This is a genomic window from Streptomyces sp. SA15 (assembly GCF_002291145.1).
Classification (GTDB): domain Bacteria; phylum Actinomycetota; class Actinomycetes; order Streptomycetales; family Streptomycetaceae; genus Streptomyces.
The window spans coordinates 12,876-28,287 of sequence record NZ_NTGE01000192.1; the positions used below are offsets into that span (position 1 = coordinate 12,876).

At 68.3% G+C, this 15,412-nt stretch carries 14 protein-coding genes and 5 pseudogenes; 11 read left to right on the top strand and 8 right to left on the bottom strand.

Features of this window, described 5'->3' with window-relative positions:
* Positions 1-23: 23 nt before the first annotated feature.
* From CLM62_RS40655 to CLM62_RS40670, 3 genes and pseudogenes are all read right to left on the bottom strand, one after another.
* A pseudogene (locus CLM62_RS40655) lies at positions 24-638 on the bottom strand (IS5 family transposase).
* 380 nt (positions 639-1,018) lie between these two features.
* Positions 1,019-1,384, bottom strand: coding sequence for a cupin domain-containing protein (locus CLM62_RS40665; protein ID WP_095754916.1), 366 nt, complete (start codon positions 1,382-1,384; stop codon positions 1,019-1,021).
* Between the two features lie 30 nt (positions 1,385-1,414).
* Positions 1,415-2,032: an ATP-binding protein gene (locus CLM62_RS40670; protein ID WP_306457968.1), complete on the bottom strand. Its 618-nt coding sequence runs from the start codon at positions 2,030-2,032 to the stop codon at positions 1,415-1,417.
* Between CLM62_RS40670 and CLM62_RS40675 the strand changes: the two are divergent.
* Positions 1,940-2,674 (top strand): annotated as a pseudogene (locus CLM62_RS40675) (transcriptional regulator); the annotation flags it as partial. The gene CLM62_RS40670 and the pseudogene CLM62_RS40675 overlap by 93 nt on opposite strands.
* A 66-nt stretch (positions 2,675-2,740) precedes the next feature.
* Here the strand turns inward: CLM62_RS40675 and CLM62_RS40680 are convergent.
* Positions 2,741-3,361, bottom strand: coding sequence for a hypothetical protein (locus tag CLM62_RS40680; protein WP_095754917.1), 621 nt, complete (start codon positions 3,359-3,361; stop codon positions 2,741-2,743).
* A 468-nt stretch (positions 3,362-3,829) separates the two neighbouring features.
* On the opposite strand from CLM62_RS40680, the pseudogene CLM62_RS40690 reads away from it, so the two are divergent.
* The 6 genes and pseudogenes from CLM62_RS40690 to CLM62_RS40725 form a co-directional block, all read left to right on the top strand.
* Positions 3,830-4,309, top strand: a pseudogene (locus tag CLM62_RS40690) (transposase); the annotation flags it as partial.
* A 20-nt stretch (positions 4,310-4,329) separates the two neighbouring features.
* Positions 4,330-5,130: an alpha/beta fold hydrolase gene (locus CLM62_RS40695; RefSeq protein ID WP_095754919.1), complete on the top strand. Its 801-nt coding sequence runs from the start codon at positions 4,330-4,332 to the stop codon at positions 5,128-5,130.
* A 327-nt stretch (positions 5,131-5,457) separates the two neighbouring features.
* Positions 5,458-5,679: pseudogene (locus CLM62_RS40700) on the top strand (ATP-binding domain-containing protein); the annotation flags it as partial.
* A gap of 166 nt (positions 5,680-5,845) precedes the next feature.
* Positions 5,846-5,980 (top strand): annotated as a pseudogene (locus tag CLM62_RS52375) (ATP-binding protein); the annotation flags it as partial.
* A gap of 455 nt (positions 5,981-6,435) precedes the next feature.
* Positions 6,436-7,068 (top strand): DUF2461 domain-containing protein, encoded by a 633-nt coding sequence (locus tag CLM62_RS40715; RefSeq protein ID WP_257004376.1) that lies wholly within the window; start codon positions 6,436-6,438, stop codon positions 7,066-7,068.
* A gap of 274 nt (positions 7,069-7,342) precedes the next feature.
* On the top strand, positions 7,343-7,618 hold the full coding sequence (locus CLM62_RS40725) for a hypothetical protein (protein WP_095754920.1): 276 nt from the start codon (positions 7,343-7,345) through the stop codon (positions 7,616-7,618).
* A gap of 462 nt (positions 7,619-8,080) precedes the next feature.
* Here CLM62_RS40725 and CLM62_RS40730 read toward each other — a convergent pair whose 3' ends face one another.
* The 3 genes from CLM62_RS40730 to CLM62_RS40740 all read right to left on the bottom strand — a co-directional run bounded on the left by CLM62_RS40730 (position 8,081) and on the right by CLM62_RS40740 (position 10,674).
* Positions 8,081-8,992, bottom strand: a complete 912-nt coding sequence (locus tag CLM62_RS40730; protein WP_095754921.1) for an NAD-dependent protein deacetylase — start codon at positions 8,990-8,992, stop codon at positions 8,081-8,083.
* A 404-nt stretch (positions 8,993-9,396) separates the two neighbouring features.
* A complete protein-coding gene (locus CLM62_RS40735) occupies positions 9,397-9,798 on the bottom strand; it encodes a hypothetical protein (protein ID WP_095754922.1) in 402 nt (133 codons plus the stop codon).
* 183 nt (positions 9,799-9,981) lie between these two features.
* A complete protein-coding gene (locus CLM62_RS40740) occupies positions 9,982-10,674 on the bottom strand; it encodes a helix-turn-helix domain-containing protein (RefSeq protein ID WP_095754923.1) in 693 nt (230 codons plus the stop codon).
* 119 nt (positions 10,675-10,793) lie between these two features.
* Here CLM62_RS40740 and CLM62_RS40745 point away from each other — a divergent pair, with 119 nt between their 5' ends.
* Together CLM62_RS40745 and CLM62_RS40750 are read left to right on the top strand one after the other, a co-directional pair.
* Positions 10,794-11,159: a DsrE family protein gene (locus tag CLM62_RS40745; protein WP_095754924.1), complete on the top strand. Its 366-nt coding sequence runs from the start codon at positions 10,794-10,796 to the stop codon at positions 11,157-11,159.
* A gap of 79 nt (positions 11,160-11,238) precedes the next feature.
* The gene (locus CLM62_RS40750) at positions 11,239-12,087 is read left to right on the top strand and encodes a TniQ family protein (protein WP_095754925.1); all 849 of its coding nucleotides are present in this window, start codon (positions 11,239-11,241) and stop codon (positions 12,085-12,087) included.
* Between the two features lie 1,050 nt (positions 12,088-13,137).
* On the opposite strand, the gene CLM62_RS40760 is transcribed toward CLM62_RS40750, so the two are convergent.
* Positions 13,138-14,040 (bottom strand): LysR family transcriptional regulator, encoded by a 903-nt coding sequence (locus CLM62_RS40760; RefSeq protein ID WP_095754926.1) that lies wholly within the window; start codon positions 14,038-14,040, stop codon positions 13,138-13,140.
* A gap of 188 nt (positions 14,041-14,228) precedes the next feature.
* On the opposite strand from CLM62_RS40760, the gene CLM62_RS40765 reads away from it, so the two are divergent.
* Both CLM62_RS40765 and CLM62_RS40770 read left to right on the top strand, forming a co-directional pair.
* Positions 14,229-14,534, top strand: coding sequence for a DUF1330 domain-containing protein (locus tag CLM62_RS40765; protein ID WP_095754927.1), 306 nt, complete (start codon positions 14,229-14,231; stop codon positions 14,532-14,534).
* Positions 14,535-14,789: 255 nt separating this feature from the next.
* Positions 14,790-14,936 (top strand): hypothetical protein, encoded by a 147-nt coding sequence (locus tag CLM62_RS40770; RefSeq protein WP_179382438.1) that lies wholly within the window; start codon positions 14,790-14,792, stop codon positions 14,934-14,936.
* Positions 14,937-15,412 lie beyond the last annotated feature (476 nt).

The window sequence follows — 15,412 nt, forward strand, 5'->3', positions numbered from 1 at the left end:
ATCTTGTCACGAAGGCCAAGTGATCACGGCTTGAGCCAAAGGCGGATCGAAGCCACGGTGACGGTGCCGTGGAAGACATAGGCGCGCTTGTCGAATCTCGTGGCCACGGCCCGGGACCGGGATGAGCTGCGGGGCGTCGCCCCACTGGCCCGGGGTGATCAGCAGGGCCAGTGGGCGGCGTCCACCCTCACCGGCAAGGTGAATCTTGCAGGTCAGGCCGCCCCGGGAGCGTCCGATTCCCTCATCAGGGCGGTGCTGCCGAGGCGTGCGTCTTTTCCCGGCAGCCTCGGAGGCTTCTTGCGTGCTCCGGCGGCGTGCTGGTGGGCCCGGCAGGAGGTGGAGTCCACGCTCGCCATCGACCAGTCGATGCGGCCTTCCGCGTCAGCATCGGCCAGGACAGCCGCGAAGAGCCTGTCCCATGTGCCATCCGCTGACCATCGCCGATGCCGCTCGTACACGGTCTTCCACTTGCCGAAACGCGCAGGCAGATCCCGCCCCGGCACCCCGGTCCGGTTCCGGTACAGGATCCCGTTGATGATCCTGCGGTGACTGCCCCAACGTCCCCCACGCAGCCCGGACTTCGGCAGATGCGGCTTCAGCCGGACCCATTCGTCTCTTGTGAGATCTCTCCGCCCCATGCGCATGCCAACGAACCAAGACCGAGACGGTCACAAGATCCGCCGGACAGGCCCTATGGAACCGTGCTCGTCGACGCCGAGACACGTCGCCCGGTCGACCTCCTTCCCGATCGGGAGGCGGACACAACCTGGGCGAAGCCGCCGAGAAGTGCGTCTACCGGCACCGTGGCTGCTCGCGTCCCACGCCGGCCCAGCCTGAGGAACCGCAGGAAGAGGCGGAGCCAGCTGCGTCGCCCTGGCCGACAGGGCACCGGTTCGCCGAACGCACCCGCGCCAAGCACGGCACCATCCACGCTCTCCTCGCCGTGTGGACGATCGCGTTATTCCCCATGGATGAGTTCACGTAATTCACCATTACCTGGCGTTGAGCGGGGTGACTGCTATCCCTGAGCAGCTTCCCCCAACATGCTTTCCGGGGGCGGGGACTGGGCTTCGATGATGAGCACGGTCATACCGGTCTCCGTCCAGGTCTCGTGTTCCTCACCTGCGCCCCAGCAGGCGGCTTGCCCTCTCGCCAGGGCTTTGGGCTGACCATCAGAGCCGCTGGCCCAGCCCTGGCCCTCCGTGACGATGAGGGTCTGCGGCACTGGTGCGACGTGCCGCCCGAGGCGTCCGCCTGCCGCCAAGTGCATGATGTTCACGGAGGCAGGGCCGCTGCCGCCGTGGACGCGGACGCGACGGACACCGCTGCTGCCGTAGGCAGTCATCTCCGAGCCGACAATCGTGTCGATGTTGAGGATCTTCATGCCGTGATTCTGACGGAGCCAGTTCGGTGGCTAGCTGGTTTTCTTGTCGGTCGGGTTCCTGGGGCGCTTGTTGGGGCGATAGCTGGGCCGTTCATGATGACCTGGTGGCTGGTGTTGATGAGCCGGTCGAGGAGAGATTCGGCGACGACGGGGTTGGGGAAGGGGATACCAGTCGCTGGGCGCCCGGTTGCTGGTGATGATCAGGGACCTGCCCTGCCGCTCGGAGACGAGTTCGTAGAGGCCGTCCGCCTGTGCCGCGGTCAGCTGGCGCATGGCGAAGTCGTCGAGGATGAGGACGTCGGGGCGGACGAGTTCGCGGATCCGTTTCTCCCAGGTGCGGTCCGCGTGGCCGCCGGCGAGGTCGGCGAGGATGCGGCTGGTCTTGGCGAAGCGGACGTGGGCGCCCTGGCGGACGGCGAGGTGGCCGAGGGCTTGGGTGATGTGGGTTTTTCCGACGCCGACCGGGCCGAAGAGGATGACCGACTCACCTGCGTGCAGCCAGCGCAGGGCGCGCAGATCCCGGATCTGAGCTGCGGGCAGCTTCGAGGAGGCGGAGAAGTGGGCCAGGCCGGCACGGCCTCCCAACAGGTCCTCGATGCGCTCGCAGGCGTGCTCCGGCTCGATCCGGCCGAGACAGCCCACCTGCACAACCTCGCCCGTCAGCCCACGACGTCACGCCTGGTGCGTCCTCGCCCGGAAAGGCCACACCCACGGGTACTGGCGCTCCTGAAGTCCCTGGGTGAAACCACACCGGCCGTCGTGCTCGGCCGCCGCGGCGACGTGCTGGCCTGGAACCGCACCGGACATGCCCTCGTCGCAGAACACATCGACTTCGACGCGCCCCACGATCTGGCACGACGGCCGTCCATCCCCCGGATGTTCTTCCTCGACTCCCTGACCCGCGACCTGCACCGAAACTGGGATGAACTGGCCCGCACTCATGTCGCCTACCTGCGGCTCACCGCGGGCAGGTACCCCACCGACGCCCGGCTGGCCGAATTGATCGGCGAACTCGCCATGCGCTGCGGCGACTTCGCCGCGCTATGGGCCAAAGGCGACGTCGCGGACTGCACCGTGGGCACCATGCGGCTGCAACACCCAACCGTCGGAAGGGTCGATGTCGACTACCAGGTGTGGCTCCAGCCCGACAGCCCCGACCACCGGCTCGAGGTCTATACACCCAACGACAGCGCCTCGGCCGACGCGCTGCGACTGTTGGCGAACCAGGTCGCCGATCAACAGGAACCTGAGGTCGCCCTCAACGAGGCGCCCCGGCATCTGGACAGGTAACTGCTGCCTAGCACCTCGTCGGGCCATGGTGGTAGTTGCAGCTCCGCTGGACGGGGTGTCCACCGCCTATCCGGCGGTCCCGTCCTTGGGAGCTGCCGGCCCCGGCAGGTTCGCAGTGGTGTAGAAGACTGAGGTGCCCTGCTTAGTGCGCTGGGCTTGGGCCCTGGCCACAAGGTTTTCGAGGGTGGTGCGCACCACGTTGGTCTTGATGCCGCGCTCGGGGTGTGCCTGGCCGAGCGCCGTGGCGATTTCCGCCGCTGAGCGCGGTTCGTTCTGCTCGGCCAGGTGGCGCCGGATGAGCTCGACCAGGGTCGGCTGATCCGTCTTTGCGGCAGCGTTCTTAGCCGCGGGCTTCGTTGCGGACCGTTCCTTGGCCGCGGGCTGTTCACCAGTGGCCTTCTTAGCCTGCTTGCGCGCGCCGGGGGCGGCAGTTGCCTTCTTCCGGGGAGAGGGCACGGTCGCGCTGTCGGTGTCGGCAGTCTCAGCGACGGTTGCCGCGACGCCGAGTGCCTGTTGCATGTTCACCAGTACGGTGTGGTCACGCTTCAGGGCGGCCAACTGCTCTTGGAGCGCGGTGATTTCCGCCGTGACGCGTTCTTGCTCCTTGGCGTTGCGTTCGAGGTCACTGGCCACTTGGTTGATGTACTGCGATGTCAACTCGGTGGCTTGAGTCGTGCTCTCTGACATCTTTCTCTCCTCGTTTCCTGCCGGGGTAAGGCGCTCCGGACAGCTGCAGCAAAAGCAGGTGCCTCCGGCTGCCGGGTGCCTGGCCCAGTGATACTACGGGTGGGCAGACCTGTTTCTACCTCTTGAGCAATGCCTTCGGCCGGCCTGAGCCTCAGTGTGGACCTGCGTGAGGCCGCTATGGCTGGGTCCGCTGCCGATGCCGTGCCGCGGGTCGCACCCTTGTGTGATGCGGGGACAGTTGCCACCACACATCGTCGGTGTCCCGGTTGTGGTGCCAGGCCGTCAGTGTGCGCGTGGCGACCAGCCGGTCGAGCAGCTCTGCGGTCTGGTGGGGCGAGTGTCCGCACAGGAGCAATGCTCAATACCTGTGGATCAGCCCTGACGGAAGGAGGCGTACCTTCCCGATGGATCGATCGATAGGTCATCGAGCAAGGCCGACGTTGCCGCGTCGGTCGGGAAGGCACGCCCGTGCTTACGGTAGTCAACGAGGACGGCACCACGCCAAGCGGCAGCTCGCTGCTGGATGAGATCGTCCGGGAAGGCGCACGGCGGATGCTGGCCGCCGCGCTGGAGGCCGAAGTCAACGCCTACATAGCCGAGTTGACTTATGAGCGCGACGACAAGGGGCGCCGCCTGGTGGTCCGCAACGGTTATCACCAGCCCAGGAAAGTCGCCACCGCGGCCGGGGTGGTCGAGGTGAAGGCACCGCGGGTGAACGACAAGCGCGTCGACGAGGCCACCGGCGAGCGCAAGCGGTTCTCCTCCGCGATCCTGCCGCCCTGGTGCCGCAAGTCACCGAAGATCAGCGAGGTGCTGCCGCTGCTCTACCTGCACGGCCTGTCCTCGGGCGACTTCGTGCCCGCGCTGGAGCAGTTCCTCGGCAGCTCGGCCGGGCTCTCACCCGCCACCGTCACCCGGCTGACGCAGCTGCGGCATGATCAAGGCCAGCCGATTCCCTGGGGGCCGACGTGGCATGGTCTGAACACGTAGTGGTGCGAGACGGCGTCCGGCTTGCCTGCCGGGACTGGGGCGGGCCTGGACAGCCGATCGTGTTGCTGCACGGCCTGGCCGGTCACGCGGGTGAATGGGACGTGCTGGCGCGGAGGTTGAGCTCCAGATACCGGGTCGTCGCGGTCGACCAGCGCGGACACGGCGCCAGCGAGCGCCACCCGCGGGACGTCTCCCGCGCCGCCTACGTCGCCGACGTCATCGCCGTTGTCGATCAGCTGGCGCTGCAGCGGCCCGCCCTGGTCGGCCAGTCGCTGGGTGGGCACTCAGCCATGCTCACCGCCGCCACGCATCCCGGACTCGTCCGCGCGCTCGTGCTCGTCGAGGCCGGCTCCGGCGGTCCAAACCCGAACGGCCCCGTGGACATCGGCGGATGGCTCGACTCGTGGCCGACACCGTTTCCCTCACGCGAAGCGGCAGCCGCATTCCTCGGCGGCGGCCCGGTCGGCGCAGGCAGGGCGGCCGGACTGGAAGAACGCGATGGCGGATGGTGGCCTCGCTTCGACCGGGACGTGATGGTCCGCTCGCTGGCGGAGAACGCCCAGCGTTCCTTCTGGCATGAGTGGAGGCATGTCGTATGCCCCACCCTGGTTGTCCTGGCGCAATCCAGCTTCATCCCTGCACAGGAAGCCGACGACATGCTCCGGCAGCGACCCGCCACCATGGCCATGAGCATCCCCGGCACCGGCCACGACCTGCACCTGGAACAGCCTGGGATCCTGCACACCGCGCTCTCGGGCTTCTTCGATGGCCTCGCCTGAAGCTCCTACGCGGTCACAACGACACTAAAGTCAGGCCCCGCGCATGGCCATCGATCCACAGATCTTGACAATTACTCTCCGCACAGGCGGGTGAGCACGTCCATGTCGGTGCCGGGCGCAGTGGGGTCGCAGGTGTGTGCCGCCAGGATGAGTGTGATCAGTTGCAGTGCCGGTGGGAGCGGCAGTTGGCAGGGTCAACGGTGTGGGGTGCAGTGCCCAGTGTGCGGCGCGGCGGCGTGCGCTTCGGCCGGGGATCTGGTCCTGGACCGTGGCGTCGAGCAGTTGCACCTCCACCAGGGTTGACCTGAGGTCGGGGGGGCTGCACCCCCGGAACCGCACGCACACGTCACCGTCTCGACCGCCCACAAGGCCAAAGGACGCGAATGGCCCTGCGTCCTCATCGCCGACGACTTCGCCCGCTCCCAGAACGACACCGCCGACGACCCAACAGGAAGCACGCCGGCGCCCGCCCCTGACCCCGTCGACGATGCTGAAGCCCTCCTCGCCTACGTCGCCGTCACCCGCACCCGCCAACGCCTCGACCTTTGAGGCCTCTCCTGGATCTACGACCACCCCGACGGCACACCGCCGAGCTAGGGGGCCCTCATCAATCATCAGACGGTCAGGTCACGGTGAGGTGATCCGCCGTCATGGACTCCCTGTCAGGAGCGGAGGCTTTCGCTGCACTGACACCGAGGGCCGTGATAGGCAACCGCGGATGGTCGGCGACGAGGTGCTGGCCACTGCGATCCTCGACCGGCTTCTCCACCACTGCTACGTGATCTCGATCAACGGCCCGGCCCGGCCGTGCCACCGACAGAGGTTGGCGAGGCCCTGCTCCCCGATTTGATCGCACTGTTCGCCGTGCTGGCCTCGACGAGCCTGCCCAGGACCGTCCCGCTCACGCCCCCGGTCGAGCCCTGGCAGGTGTGGTACGCGGGCCGCTTCCGTCGTTATGGCAGCCCGCTCTCGGGGTTTGGACGGCCGAGACCGTCGTCTGCCCGGCGTGCGGGGTAAGCCCGGCCCGTGGACCGTGACCCGCCGTTGGCGCCAGATCTCGCTGGGCTGCTCGTGCAGGGTGGTGACCCACGAGCATCCAACCGCCATCTCACCTTCGGCTCCGGGGTGCACTTGTGTCTGGGCGCCCCGCTCGCCCGACTCTTGCTCTCCGTGTGCCCGACGAAGTCGCCCACCGCGCACGGCACATCGAACTGGCCGGCGAGCCCCGCCGCAACACCTAGGCTACGCCTCCCTGCCCGTCTCACTCTCCCCGCGCGCGGATCATGGGTGAGCTATCCTGCGCGCATGCGCGGACAGTTCACCGGCTGGCCGGAGCGGGCCATGGACGTGTTGTGGCAGCTACAGGGCGAACCGACCCACGCGACCCGCGAGCGCTACCGCGCGGACCGCGAGCGCCTGGTCCGACAGCCGATGATCGCCCTGCTGAACGAGGTCGCGGACACCGACCCCCGGTACGAGGACTTCTCCGTCTGGCACTACCGCACCGACTCCTGGTGGTGGCAGCACCAGAGCGCGGTGATCCGGCTCGGCCGCAAGATCGAGATCGGTCTCCGGTTCGACCTGGACGGCCTGCGGATCCAGGGCGCCTGGTGGTACCCCGATCCCGGCCAGGTGGACATGTTCCGCAAGGCCGTGGCCTCCGAGGGGAGCGGCCGCGAACTGTCCGGCATCGTCGAGGACCTGCGGAAGAAGGGCTACGACATCTCCGGGGACGTGATGAAACGACCCCCGCGCGGCTATCCGACGGACCACTCCCGTACGAACCTTCTGCGCCACCGTTCGCTGATCGCTGCCCGCCCCCTCGGCTGCGAGGACTGGCTGCACACCCCCGAGGTGGTCGACCGGGTCCTCTCGGCCGCCGCCGACCTGAACGCCCTGATGATGTGGCTGGTCCGCCACGTGAAGCGCGCCGCCTGACATCACGAGGGTGCCGCGCGGCACGGGAGGAACCACACTCGTGCCGCGTCAGAGAGGGTCAGCAGCCCCGTGGCCACGCCCACGAAGGCCAGGTCGGTGGTATCGGCATCCATGAGAAGTCCCGCTCGCTTCCACAGGGTGCCGAAGCCGAGCGCATGGCCCATCTCATGAGTGATGACATCGACCAGGGTGTCGGCGGCCTCTAGCTGGGCAAGGGTCGCCCGACTCGAAATACATGACCCCCTTGGCCGGGAGATGTGGCACGTCGTGCCGCATGCGTTTGGTCAGCGGCGAGCGGCTGGACATGCAGGTCGCGGCAGGCGACACCGTGCCCATTCGCTGCGCCGGGGCACCCAGCAATCACTCGGATATGCGCATCATTCTCTTCATCGCCAGGCAGCGTGAGCAGCAGCGAGTGCACCTGGTGGCGAACCCGTCCACCGACATCCGGCAGAACCTGGACCTGCAGATGGCCCTGGCGAGCCGAGAAGTGGTTCGATGGATGAGCCTTACCCCGGAGCCACTGCAACTGCCCGGTGTTCCAGCGTGAGTCGCTCCGGAGGGAACGCGGCGGCAGCCCGTGCCGTCGCCGCGTCCCGGAGACGCGGCAGCACAGCAACAGCAACACGGATCTCCGGACGCTGCCCTCGTCCTGCGGGCCGCCGCCGCGAGCCCGGCCTGGACGAGCGAGTCGTGGACACCGCCCTCGCCGCGCACTGCGCGACGTCATCGAGCCCCCACCGCGGGACCACCGACCCGGGTGCCGCCTCTGCACCTCCGCTGGGCGCTGGCCGATCCGCCGCCCGCATAGTGGCCGCCGCCGGGCGCTGCCCCCGCCCCGTACCCCAGTGCCGTCTGGTGTCACTTCGACGTTCAGCACGGACAACAAGAAGCCCCGGCTGGACGGGGCGGACCAACCGGGGCCTTGGGCGGGATGTGCGGAGGGCGGTCGCCTCCCGGCGAAAGGCTCCGTTGGGCTTCAGCCGAGCACTCCGGTGACGCCCCGTCACTGTCACTCCCTCGTCCGGGCCGTCGCCTCGTCGTCGACGGGGATGCCCAGTCGGCCGGCCACGGTGGTGAGGGCTGTTCCCAGGGGGAGCGCCACCCGGGTGAGGGCGTGCGGGTCGCCCCGGGTCGGGTCCCGGTTGACGATCAGCACTGGCTTCCCGGCCTTAGTTGCCTGGCGGACGAACCGGAGCCCAGACATCACCGTCAGTGAGGAGCCCAGAACCAGCAGCGAGGCCGCCTCACGGACCAGCCTGCGGCAGTGCTCGACGCGCCGCGGCGGAACGGATTCGCCGAAGAACACCACGTCCGGTTTGAGGATGCCGCCGCAGACCGTGCAGGGCACCACGCGGAAGTCCCCGACCTGTTCGTCGGTGAGGTCGGCGTCACCGTCCGGGTTGATTCCGGCGGCCACCGGCTCGAAGCCCGCATTGGCCTCCTCCAGCCGCCGGGCGAGTTCGCGGCGCGGGCTGAAGGCCCCGCAGGAAAGGCAGATGACTCGAGCCAGGCTTCCGTGGAGTTCCACGACGCCCTCGGTGCCGGCGGCCTGGTGCAGACCGTCGACGTTCTGGGTGATCACACCCGCGAGCAGGCCGTGCCGCGCGAACGCGGCCACGGCCCGGTGCCCGGCGTTGGGGCGGGCGCGGCCGAAGGTGCGCCAGCCCAGGTGGCTGCGCGCCCAGTACCGGCGCCGGGCCTGGGCGCTGGCGGTGAAGTCCTGGTAGGTCATCGGAGTGTGCCGGCTCAGGCTCCCGCCCTCGCCCCGGTAGTCGGGGATGCCCGACTCAGTGGAGATGCCTGCCCCGCTGAGAACCAGCACACCACCAGTGCTCAGCACACCGGCGACCGGCTCCAGATCCGTGGTGCCCGGCGGCAGGTCCGCGGTGGGGGTCCAGCTCACAGTGGGGCGCATGCGCATGCCGCCAGGATACGGAGCCGGCTGCCATCACCTGTTCCGCCGTCGATGGCGCCGTTGGCTCGGATGTTGCCGTGCACGATCCGCGTCGGGGGACGGGGCGACCGGGCTGCGGTGCTTCTGCGGTGTGCCGGCAGTGCTGTGCAGGAACAGGACGGTGCTGCGTCGTTGCGGGTCGAATCAGATGTGGTGCCCCGGTCCGGGCGCGTCGAGAACGGGGCTGCTGTAACCGTGCGTGGCATGGTTACAGCAGCCGGGTTTGACGCATCCGCTGCTACCGATCGCAGACGGCGGCTCTGCAGGTGTACGTCTCCCTTGCTGGTCAGTTGAAGGTCTTGGATTGCCCGTCCTCGGCAGCGTTCACGGCGACGTTGTGCAGGTAGTAGGCGAAGGTGGCGTCGTCGCCCTCACTCGGTGACATCGAATCTCCAACCGACCTCGAGCATCGGGTTCTGCCCGTCGTGCCGGACATCCCGCATCTGCTGGTCGCCGATGTCGAAGACCCAGTCCGGGACCAGGTCGTCGCCGTCCCAGTACCAGCGGGCCAGACGGTCGGCGGCCCCGGCGAACTTAGTCCGCGTCGCACCCACGCTCAGGCTGAAGCTCTCGATCGACCCCCCGGGCAGCTGCTCCTTCAAGGAATTCACCAGGGCCGGCACAGACTGCAGTTGGGCCTTGAGGTCGGAGACGACGTCAGCCGCCCCCGCACGCTGGGGCGGCGGCATCCAGCCCTGGGTGCCGACGACGACACCGACGACGAGCTGCGGCGTGATGGCCAGCTCCGGCGTCTCGTCCGGCTCGAAGCACAAACGCCATTCCCGGTCGTGCAGCCAGTCCGAGTCATGGCGCCCAAACCGCCTAAACTGGGGAAGCTCGGCCGGGCTCTCCCCGGCCACGGCTACCCGGCTGACCCAAGCAATGGCAGGCCGGCCACACCGCGTTCATGGACCGTGACCTGTCCTGGAGTCGTCGAGCCGTTTCCGGCAGTGCGTTCACCGGGGCAACGACACCGCCGCCCGCTCGACGGCGGCGAATGGGCTGACGTGGAGCCACTGCGGCAGTGCACGGCAGGCGGTGTGGTCGCCGGTCATGCGTAGCGCTTTGTCGCGCAGGGCCGCCGACCAGCTCATGTCGCCCATCCAGATGCGGGTGAGGGTCGGCACGTCGGTTTCCAGCCACACACTGATGGGGAATCCCGGGTCGGTGTCGCACACGTCTGCACCGGCGGACCGGGACAGGACCAGCCACCAGAGCTGCTGGCCGGTGGGCGCGTCCCGGAAATGGAGCTGTACGGTGGCCGCGCGCTCGGGCATGCGTGCCGATCGGGAGTCCCGGCTGATGTCGAGCATCAGTAGTACAGGGTCGAACTCGTCCGGGCGCAGGTCCTGCATCCAGCGCGCGCCCCACGCGCCCATCTGCTCCAGTAGCGGCCGCAGCTCTTCCCCGACCGGGGTGAGGCGGTAGCGGGGCTCACCGTCGACGAGGTGGCGCTGCACGAGACCGGCCCGCTGCAGCTCGCGCAGCCGCGCCGCCAGCAGCGAAGGCGACACCCGGGGCAGGCCGCGATGGATGGCGTTGAACCGGTCCTCGCCCCACAGCAGTTCACGGATGATCAGCAGCGTCCACCGTTCGGAGAGGACCTCTGCGGCCCGGGCGACCGGGCAGTACTGGCCGTAGCGCTTCATGGGGCCCCGTCCTCTGCGCGCGGTTCGGACCTCGCCGCTACAAAAAACGTACTAGTCCACCGGTGGCGCGTCCCCCAGTCTCAGGAACGGACACAGAACATGCCTCGAGGAGGAGCTACATGCCTGGTAAAGCAGTCATCAGCCTGACCACCGGCCTCGAGGACCCCGAGCGGGTCACCGTGGCGTTTCTGGTCGCCGTCGGCGCGGCCGAACTGGGGCGTCCCACGCTCATGTTCCTCACCAAGGAGGCCACCCGGCTGACCCTGGACGGCGTGGCGACCGGCGTTGCCTGCGACGGCTGCCCGGCGCTGGCAGAGCTCGTGGCCCGGTACGCCAAGGCAGGTGGGCGCTATCTGGTCTGTCCCATCTGCTTCGACGCCCGCAAGCTCGACAAGCAGTACCTGATCGAAGGGGCGGACCTGGGCGGAACCGTACCCATGTGGCAGTGGATCGGCGACGAGGGCGCGACCACCTTCAGCTACTAGCCTCCCCGTTTCGGTTCGCTCGGCTGAGCTGGGTTGACTTTCGGCGCCGTACACAGGACCGGTATGGAACGGTCGGCACATGCCCCAGGGCACCAAGGGCTCTGCGAGGGCCCGTACGACCAGAAAGCCGCTCAAGTCGGCGGACCTGCCGATCCGCGTCCCGCTGATCCACGGGGAGACGACCGCCTCCTACCTCGCCCGGACCGCGGCCGCCAACGGCATCGAGGCCGGCCGACTCCTCAAGGCGCTGCACCAGGGCCGTCTGCCCAGCGGGGCCCTCGCACCGCTCCGTCCGCACCTTATGGAGATCCGGCTCAGCCCGGAGTCCGTCACCCGCCTGGCGGCACTCGTGGAACGGGACGAAGACCAGCTGCGAGCCCTCCCCGGCCTCCGCCCGGGCGAGCTGCTGGTCGTCTCCGGAGCCGCGGTACGCCTGACCGCCTGGCCCCACGGGCCGGGCGAGGGCCCGCTCAAGGCGTGCCCGCTGTGTCTGGAGGACGGGGCCTGGCTGGTCGCGGCCGGCCACCGGTGGCGGCCGTGCGCCTGCGGACGACGCTGGCAGTGCGGGGACGACGCCGGCTATCTGATCGACACCACGCCCCTGCCGGAAATCGGCCGTGCCCTTCGGCAGCACCGCGCCTTCGACCATCGGTGGGGCCCGGCCGGCGACGCCCTGGTCGCCGACGCCCACCAGGTGACGCTGTGGTGGTGGGTGTCCAAGCAGTTCGCCCGCGACCTGTGGCGCCAGCGCGAGGAAGCGCTGGGAGTGGGGCCCCGGCTGCGACGCCGGCAGGCGGCCCCGGCCGTCGTCTACCCCGAGGCCGTGCGCCTGGCGGCTGCGCCCTTGATACTGGGTGCACCCAGGGCAGCCTCGGCGACTGGTGGAGAGCTTGTTCGCGTTCGATCATGCGAAGTGAATCGATGTTGAGAGTCGTCGCCAGGTGCTCCTGGATCTTCTTGATCGAGTCTTCAGCCAAGCGCGCCGAGGCTTGAAGTCTCATGCTCTCTGAGTACGCCCCGACGAGGGTGACGCCCGCCAGCAGGCTGATCACTCCCGCTGCGCCGTGCATGTCTGCGTTCAAAGCTGCTGCATAGGCCGTAGCCATGACTGCGATCAATACCAACAGCGCATTGAGCACCTGGTAGGCCCGTCCTCTGCGGTTTTCAAACCAGCGCCAGGCGTGATCAAGAGCTAGGGCCAAGGCCTCATGATCGGTTCCCCGTGGCGTCATGAGAGCAAGATGGCACGCGCCGTCAACGACGTCCAGGCGCCGTCGCTCGTCCAGCTGGCGGCCGTGCCTCGCAACAGATCAGGCCGCTCACCGATATACCCGTCCTGCGCGCTCCGGCGACGGCCAAGCCGGTCTGGCGGTTCTACGCGCCGTTGTCCCTTCCGGCTGGCTGTGTCAGTGTCTTCGGGTGCCGTTTCAAGGTGACTCCCGGAGTCGTTTCGGCGAGTTGCGCATGATCAATGTCAGCGTCTCTTGGTGTCGCATGCGCGTGCGAGTGGTGGGTTCCGCCGGGGCAGCCTGCTCGGCATGGACCGAGCCCGCCTGCTCATCGAGAGCACGCTGAGAACCCATCTTTGAACCCGCACCCGCCGATGTCGCGGAACTCAGCACGCGGATCGCCCGTCTCGAACACGGCCTCGGGGAGCAATGGAACAGTGGTTGGCGTTAAGCATTGACCGACGTCATGGACGCCGTTGACAGCGGGCATTCCCGCCGGTTACCCGTGCTTGTCCGGTTCGGCGTCGGCGAAGGCGCGGTATCCGCCGAGATCTCGGGGTGGGCGAGGACGTCGCCGCGGTGTGCGACTCGGACCGGCCCCGGACCATCATCGGATGCTGATCCGCCGGCGTAGCGAGGTCGTGTCGGACATTCAGCAAGACCGCCGTCGTCATCACCGCGAAGTCCGCCGGGCGCAAGGTCTTCGGCCTCGCCACCGCAGGCGTCCGTCTCGCTTGACCTCTTGCGCGTCAGTCCGGCAGCCAGTGCAGCTCGTGCGCCAGGGTTTTGGCGACGGCACGGATGCGGCGGTGTAGCGGCGACTGCTCGCGTGGGAGGACCAGGTGGATCGTCAGGCTGGGCGCGCCCCGCAGCGGTCGCCAGGTGAGACCGGCCGGTTGTGCCGTGACCGCGGCTTCTCCGGCCGGGGCGAGGGTGACCGCGTCGCGCAGGTCGCGCTGAGACATGTCGAAAGAGACTGCGGGCGTGTGGAATCGGGGGTGTGGTCGGGTGTCTCGGAACAGTGCGGACAGCTGATCGTGGATCACGGGGTTGGCCGCACGGTCCGGGAGTCGCAGCGGATAAGCGGCCGCGTCGGCGATCTCGATCTCCGGGTGTTCGGCCAGCGGATGGTGCTGCGCCAGCTGGACCCCGACGCGCATACGCCGCAGCAGGAACCGGCGCACGCCACGGCCTGGCTGTTCACCGCGGGTGATCCCGGCATCGATGCGGCCGTCGGCGACCGCGGGGGAGATCTCCGGTGTCGCCATCGGGACCGCGCCGACCTCGAGTCCGCTGTTGCCGCGAATCAGCCTGTTCACCAGGGCCGGTGCCGTCTCGGCCCCGGCGCTGAGGCTGTATCCGATGCGCAGCGTGCCCAGTTCACCGGCCGCCGCGCTCCGGGCGGTGTCCCATGCCCGGTCCAGCGCCGCCAGCGCGGGCGGCGCGGACTCCGCCAAAGCCGCACCGGCCGTGGTCAATACGACGCTACGCGTGTTGCGGACCAGCAGGGCCGTACCGAGTTCCGCCTCCAATCGGCGCATCCGGGCGCTGAGTGCGGGCTGTGCGATACCGATCCGTGCGGCCGCGCGGGTGAAGTTCAACTCCTGCGCCAGCACCAGGAAGTACCGCAGGCTCACCGTATCCGGCGCCACGTGCCCTCCCTGCCGATTGATAACGATCCGTTCTGAGTCTATCCCGTACCGGTCTTTCCCTCGACCGCACATCAAGCCCTAACCTGCGCATATGACGATTCAACTGACCGCAGTACCCGTCGCCGGGATCGATCGATCTGAGTGCCAATTCGAAGTCGGACGTGTCCGGCCCAACACAGGAGGTTTCCATGGCTAAGGGCTACTGGGTCAGTGTCTACCCCGCCATTTCCGACCTTGAGAGGCTGACTGCCTACGACAAGCTGGCCGGTCCGGCTGTCCAGGCTGGGGGCGGGCGCGTCCTGTCCCGGATCCCGTCCCGTGGCGGTCGAGTCGTCGCCCACGAGGCCGGAATCACGCAACGCGTCGTTCTGATCGAGTTCGACAGCTTTGAACAGGCCGTCGCGGCATACGAGAGCGAGGCATACCAGAAGGCGCTGGTGGCCCTCCCCGACGGCGTCGAGCGCGACTTCCGCATCATCGAAGGCATCGACTGACCGGCTGACCACCAAGCTGTACACCGACAGGGTTTGTTCCCTGTCAAGTTCAGCGTGTTGACGTAGACCGGGCCTGTGGGATCCGTAGCTATCGGCTGAGGCCCGAACGGCTTCATGACCGTCGTGTTCGTATCTCACGAGCGGATCGGCGAGCCAGCAGACCAGGCAGAGCAATTCACACAGCCGAGGTGCATCCGCGAGTCAGGTTCCGGGGCGGATCGAGGTCCTGGAATCGCGCTCACTATCGTGTCGCCGATGACGACACCACCGACCTCCGCCCTCGGCCTTGATTTCAACACCCCGGTCCAGGACCGCTACTTCGAGGACTACACGCCAGGTTCCACGTACACTGCTCTCTCGGCAGCAGCCTCCTCCTCCTCAAGCGACTCCTTGGCGGCGTAGGAGCACAGTTCCGTGAACGCCAGGTCGGATAGGGGCTACGGCACCTTCGAAGGTGGCCCGTTCCTGGGCACCAAGGCCGGCGGCCACGAACATCACCTCCGAGCGATCCAGCTCCCGCTGTCGATCGTGCATCTTGCGCCCAGGCTCAGGCTTTGGACGGGGTAGGCGTACTGGCCGACGCTGCCGCGGCCGGGCTCGACGTATTCACCTCGGCGCCACTGCACGGCGGGGCTGTCCCGGAGATGATGACCCCGGAACTGACCGAGTTGATCCGTCCCGGCACCGCCCCGTCAACTGCTGCCCTGGAGGTGATCGCGTCAGCGCCCGGCGTCGCACGAGTTCTACTCTTCGACCACCTGACTCCGCCCTGCTGGATGAGATCCAGCAGGGCGGAGTCAGGTGGTCGTCACCGTGGCTGGGAGCGCGAGGACCGCGGAGTGCTTCTCGGTATCCCTTTCACTCAGGTGTTGCGCGGT

Coding starts and splice junctions, on each gene's coding strand:
- CLM62_RS40665 (WP_095754916.1), bottom strand. CDS start 1,384: ATGAAGATCCTCAACATCGACACGATTGTCGGCTCGGAGATGACTGCC.
- CLM62_RS40750 (WP_095754925.1), top strand. CDS start 11,239: ATGCCCCAGGGCACCAAGGGCTCTGCGAGGGCCCGTACGACCAGAAAG.
- CLM62_RS40680 (WP_095754917.1), bottom strand. CDS start 3,361: ATGTCAGAGAGCACGACTCAAGCCACCGAGTTGACATCGCAGTACATC.
- CLM62_RS40765 (WP_095754927.1), top strand. CDS start 14,229: ATGGCTAAGGGCTACTGGGTCAGTGTCTACCCCGCCATTTCCGACCTT.
- CLM62_RS40725 (WP_095754920.1), top strand. CDS start 7,343: ATGCGTTTGGTCAGCGGCGAGCGGCTGGACATGCAGGTCGCGGCAGGC.
- CLM62_RS40740 (WP_095754923.1), bottom strand. CDS start 10,674: ATGAAGCGCTACGGCCAGTACTGCCCGGTCGCCCGGGCCGCAGAGGTC.
- CLM62_RS40730 (WP_095754921.1), bottom strand. CDS start 8,992: ATGCGCATGCGCCCCACTGTGAGCTGGACCCCCACCGCGGACCTGCCG.
- CLM62_RS40745 (WP_095754924.1), top strand. CDS start 10,794: ATGCCTGGTAAAGCAGTCATCAGCCTGACCACCGGCCTCGAGGACCCC.
- CLM62_RS40770 (WP_179382438.1), top strand. CDS start 14,790: ATGACGACACCACCGACCTCCGCCCTCGGCCTTGATTTCAACACCCCG.
- CLM62_RS40715 (WP_257004376.1), top strand. CDS start 6,436: ATGCGCGGACAGTTCACCGGCTGGCCGGAGCGGGCCATGGACGTGTTG.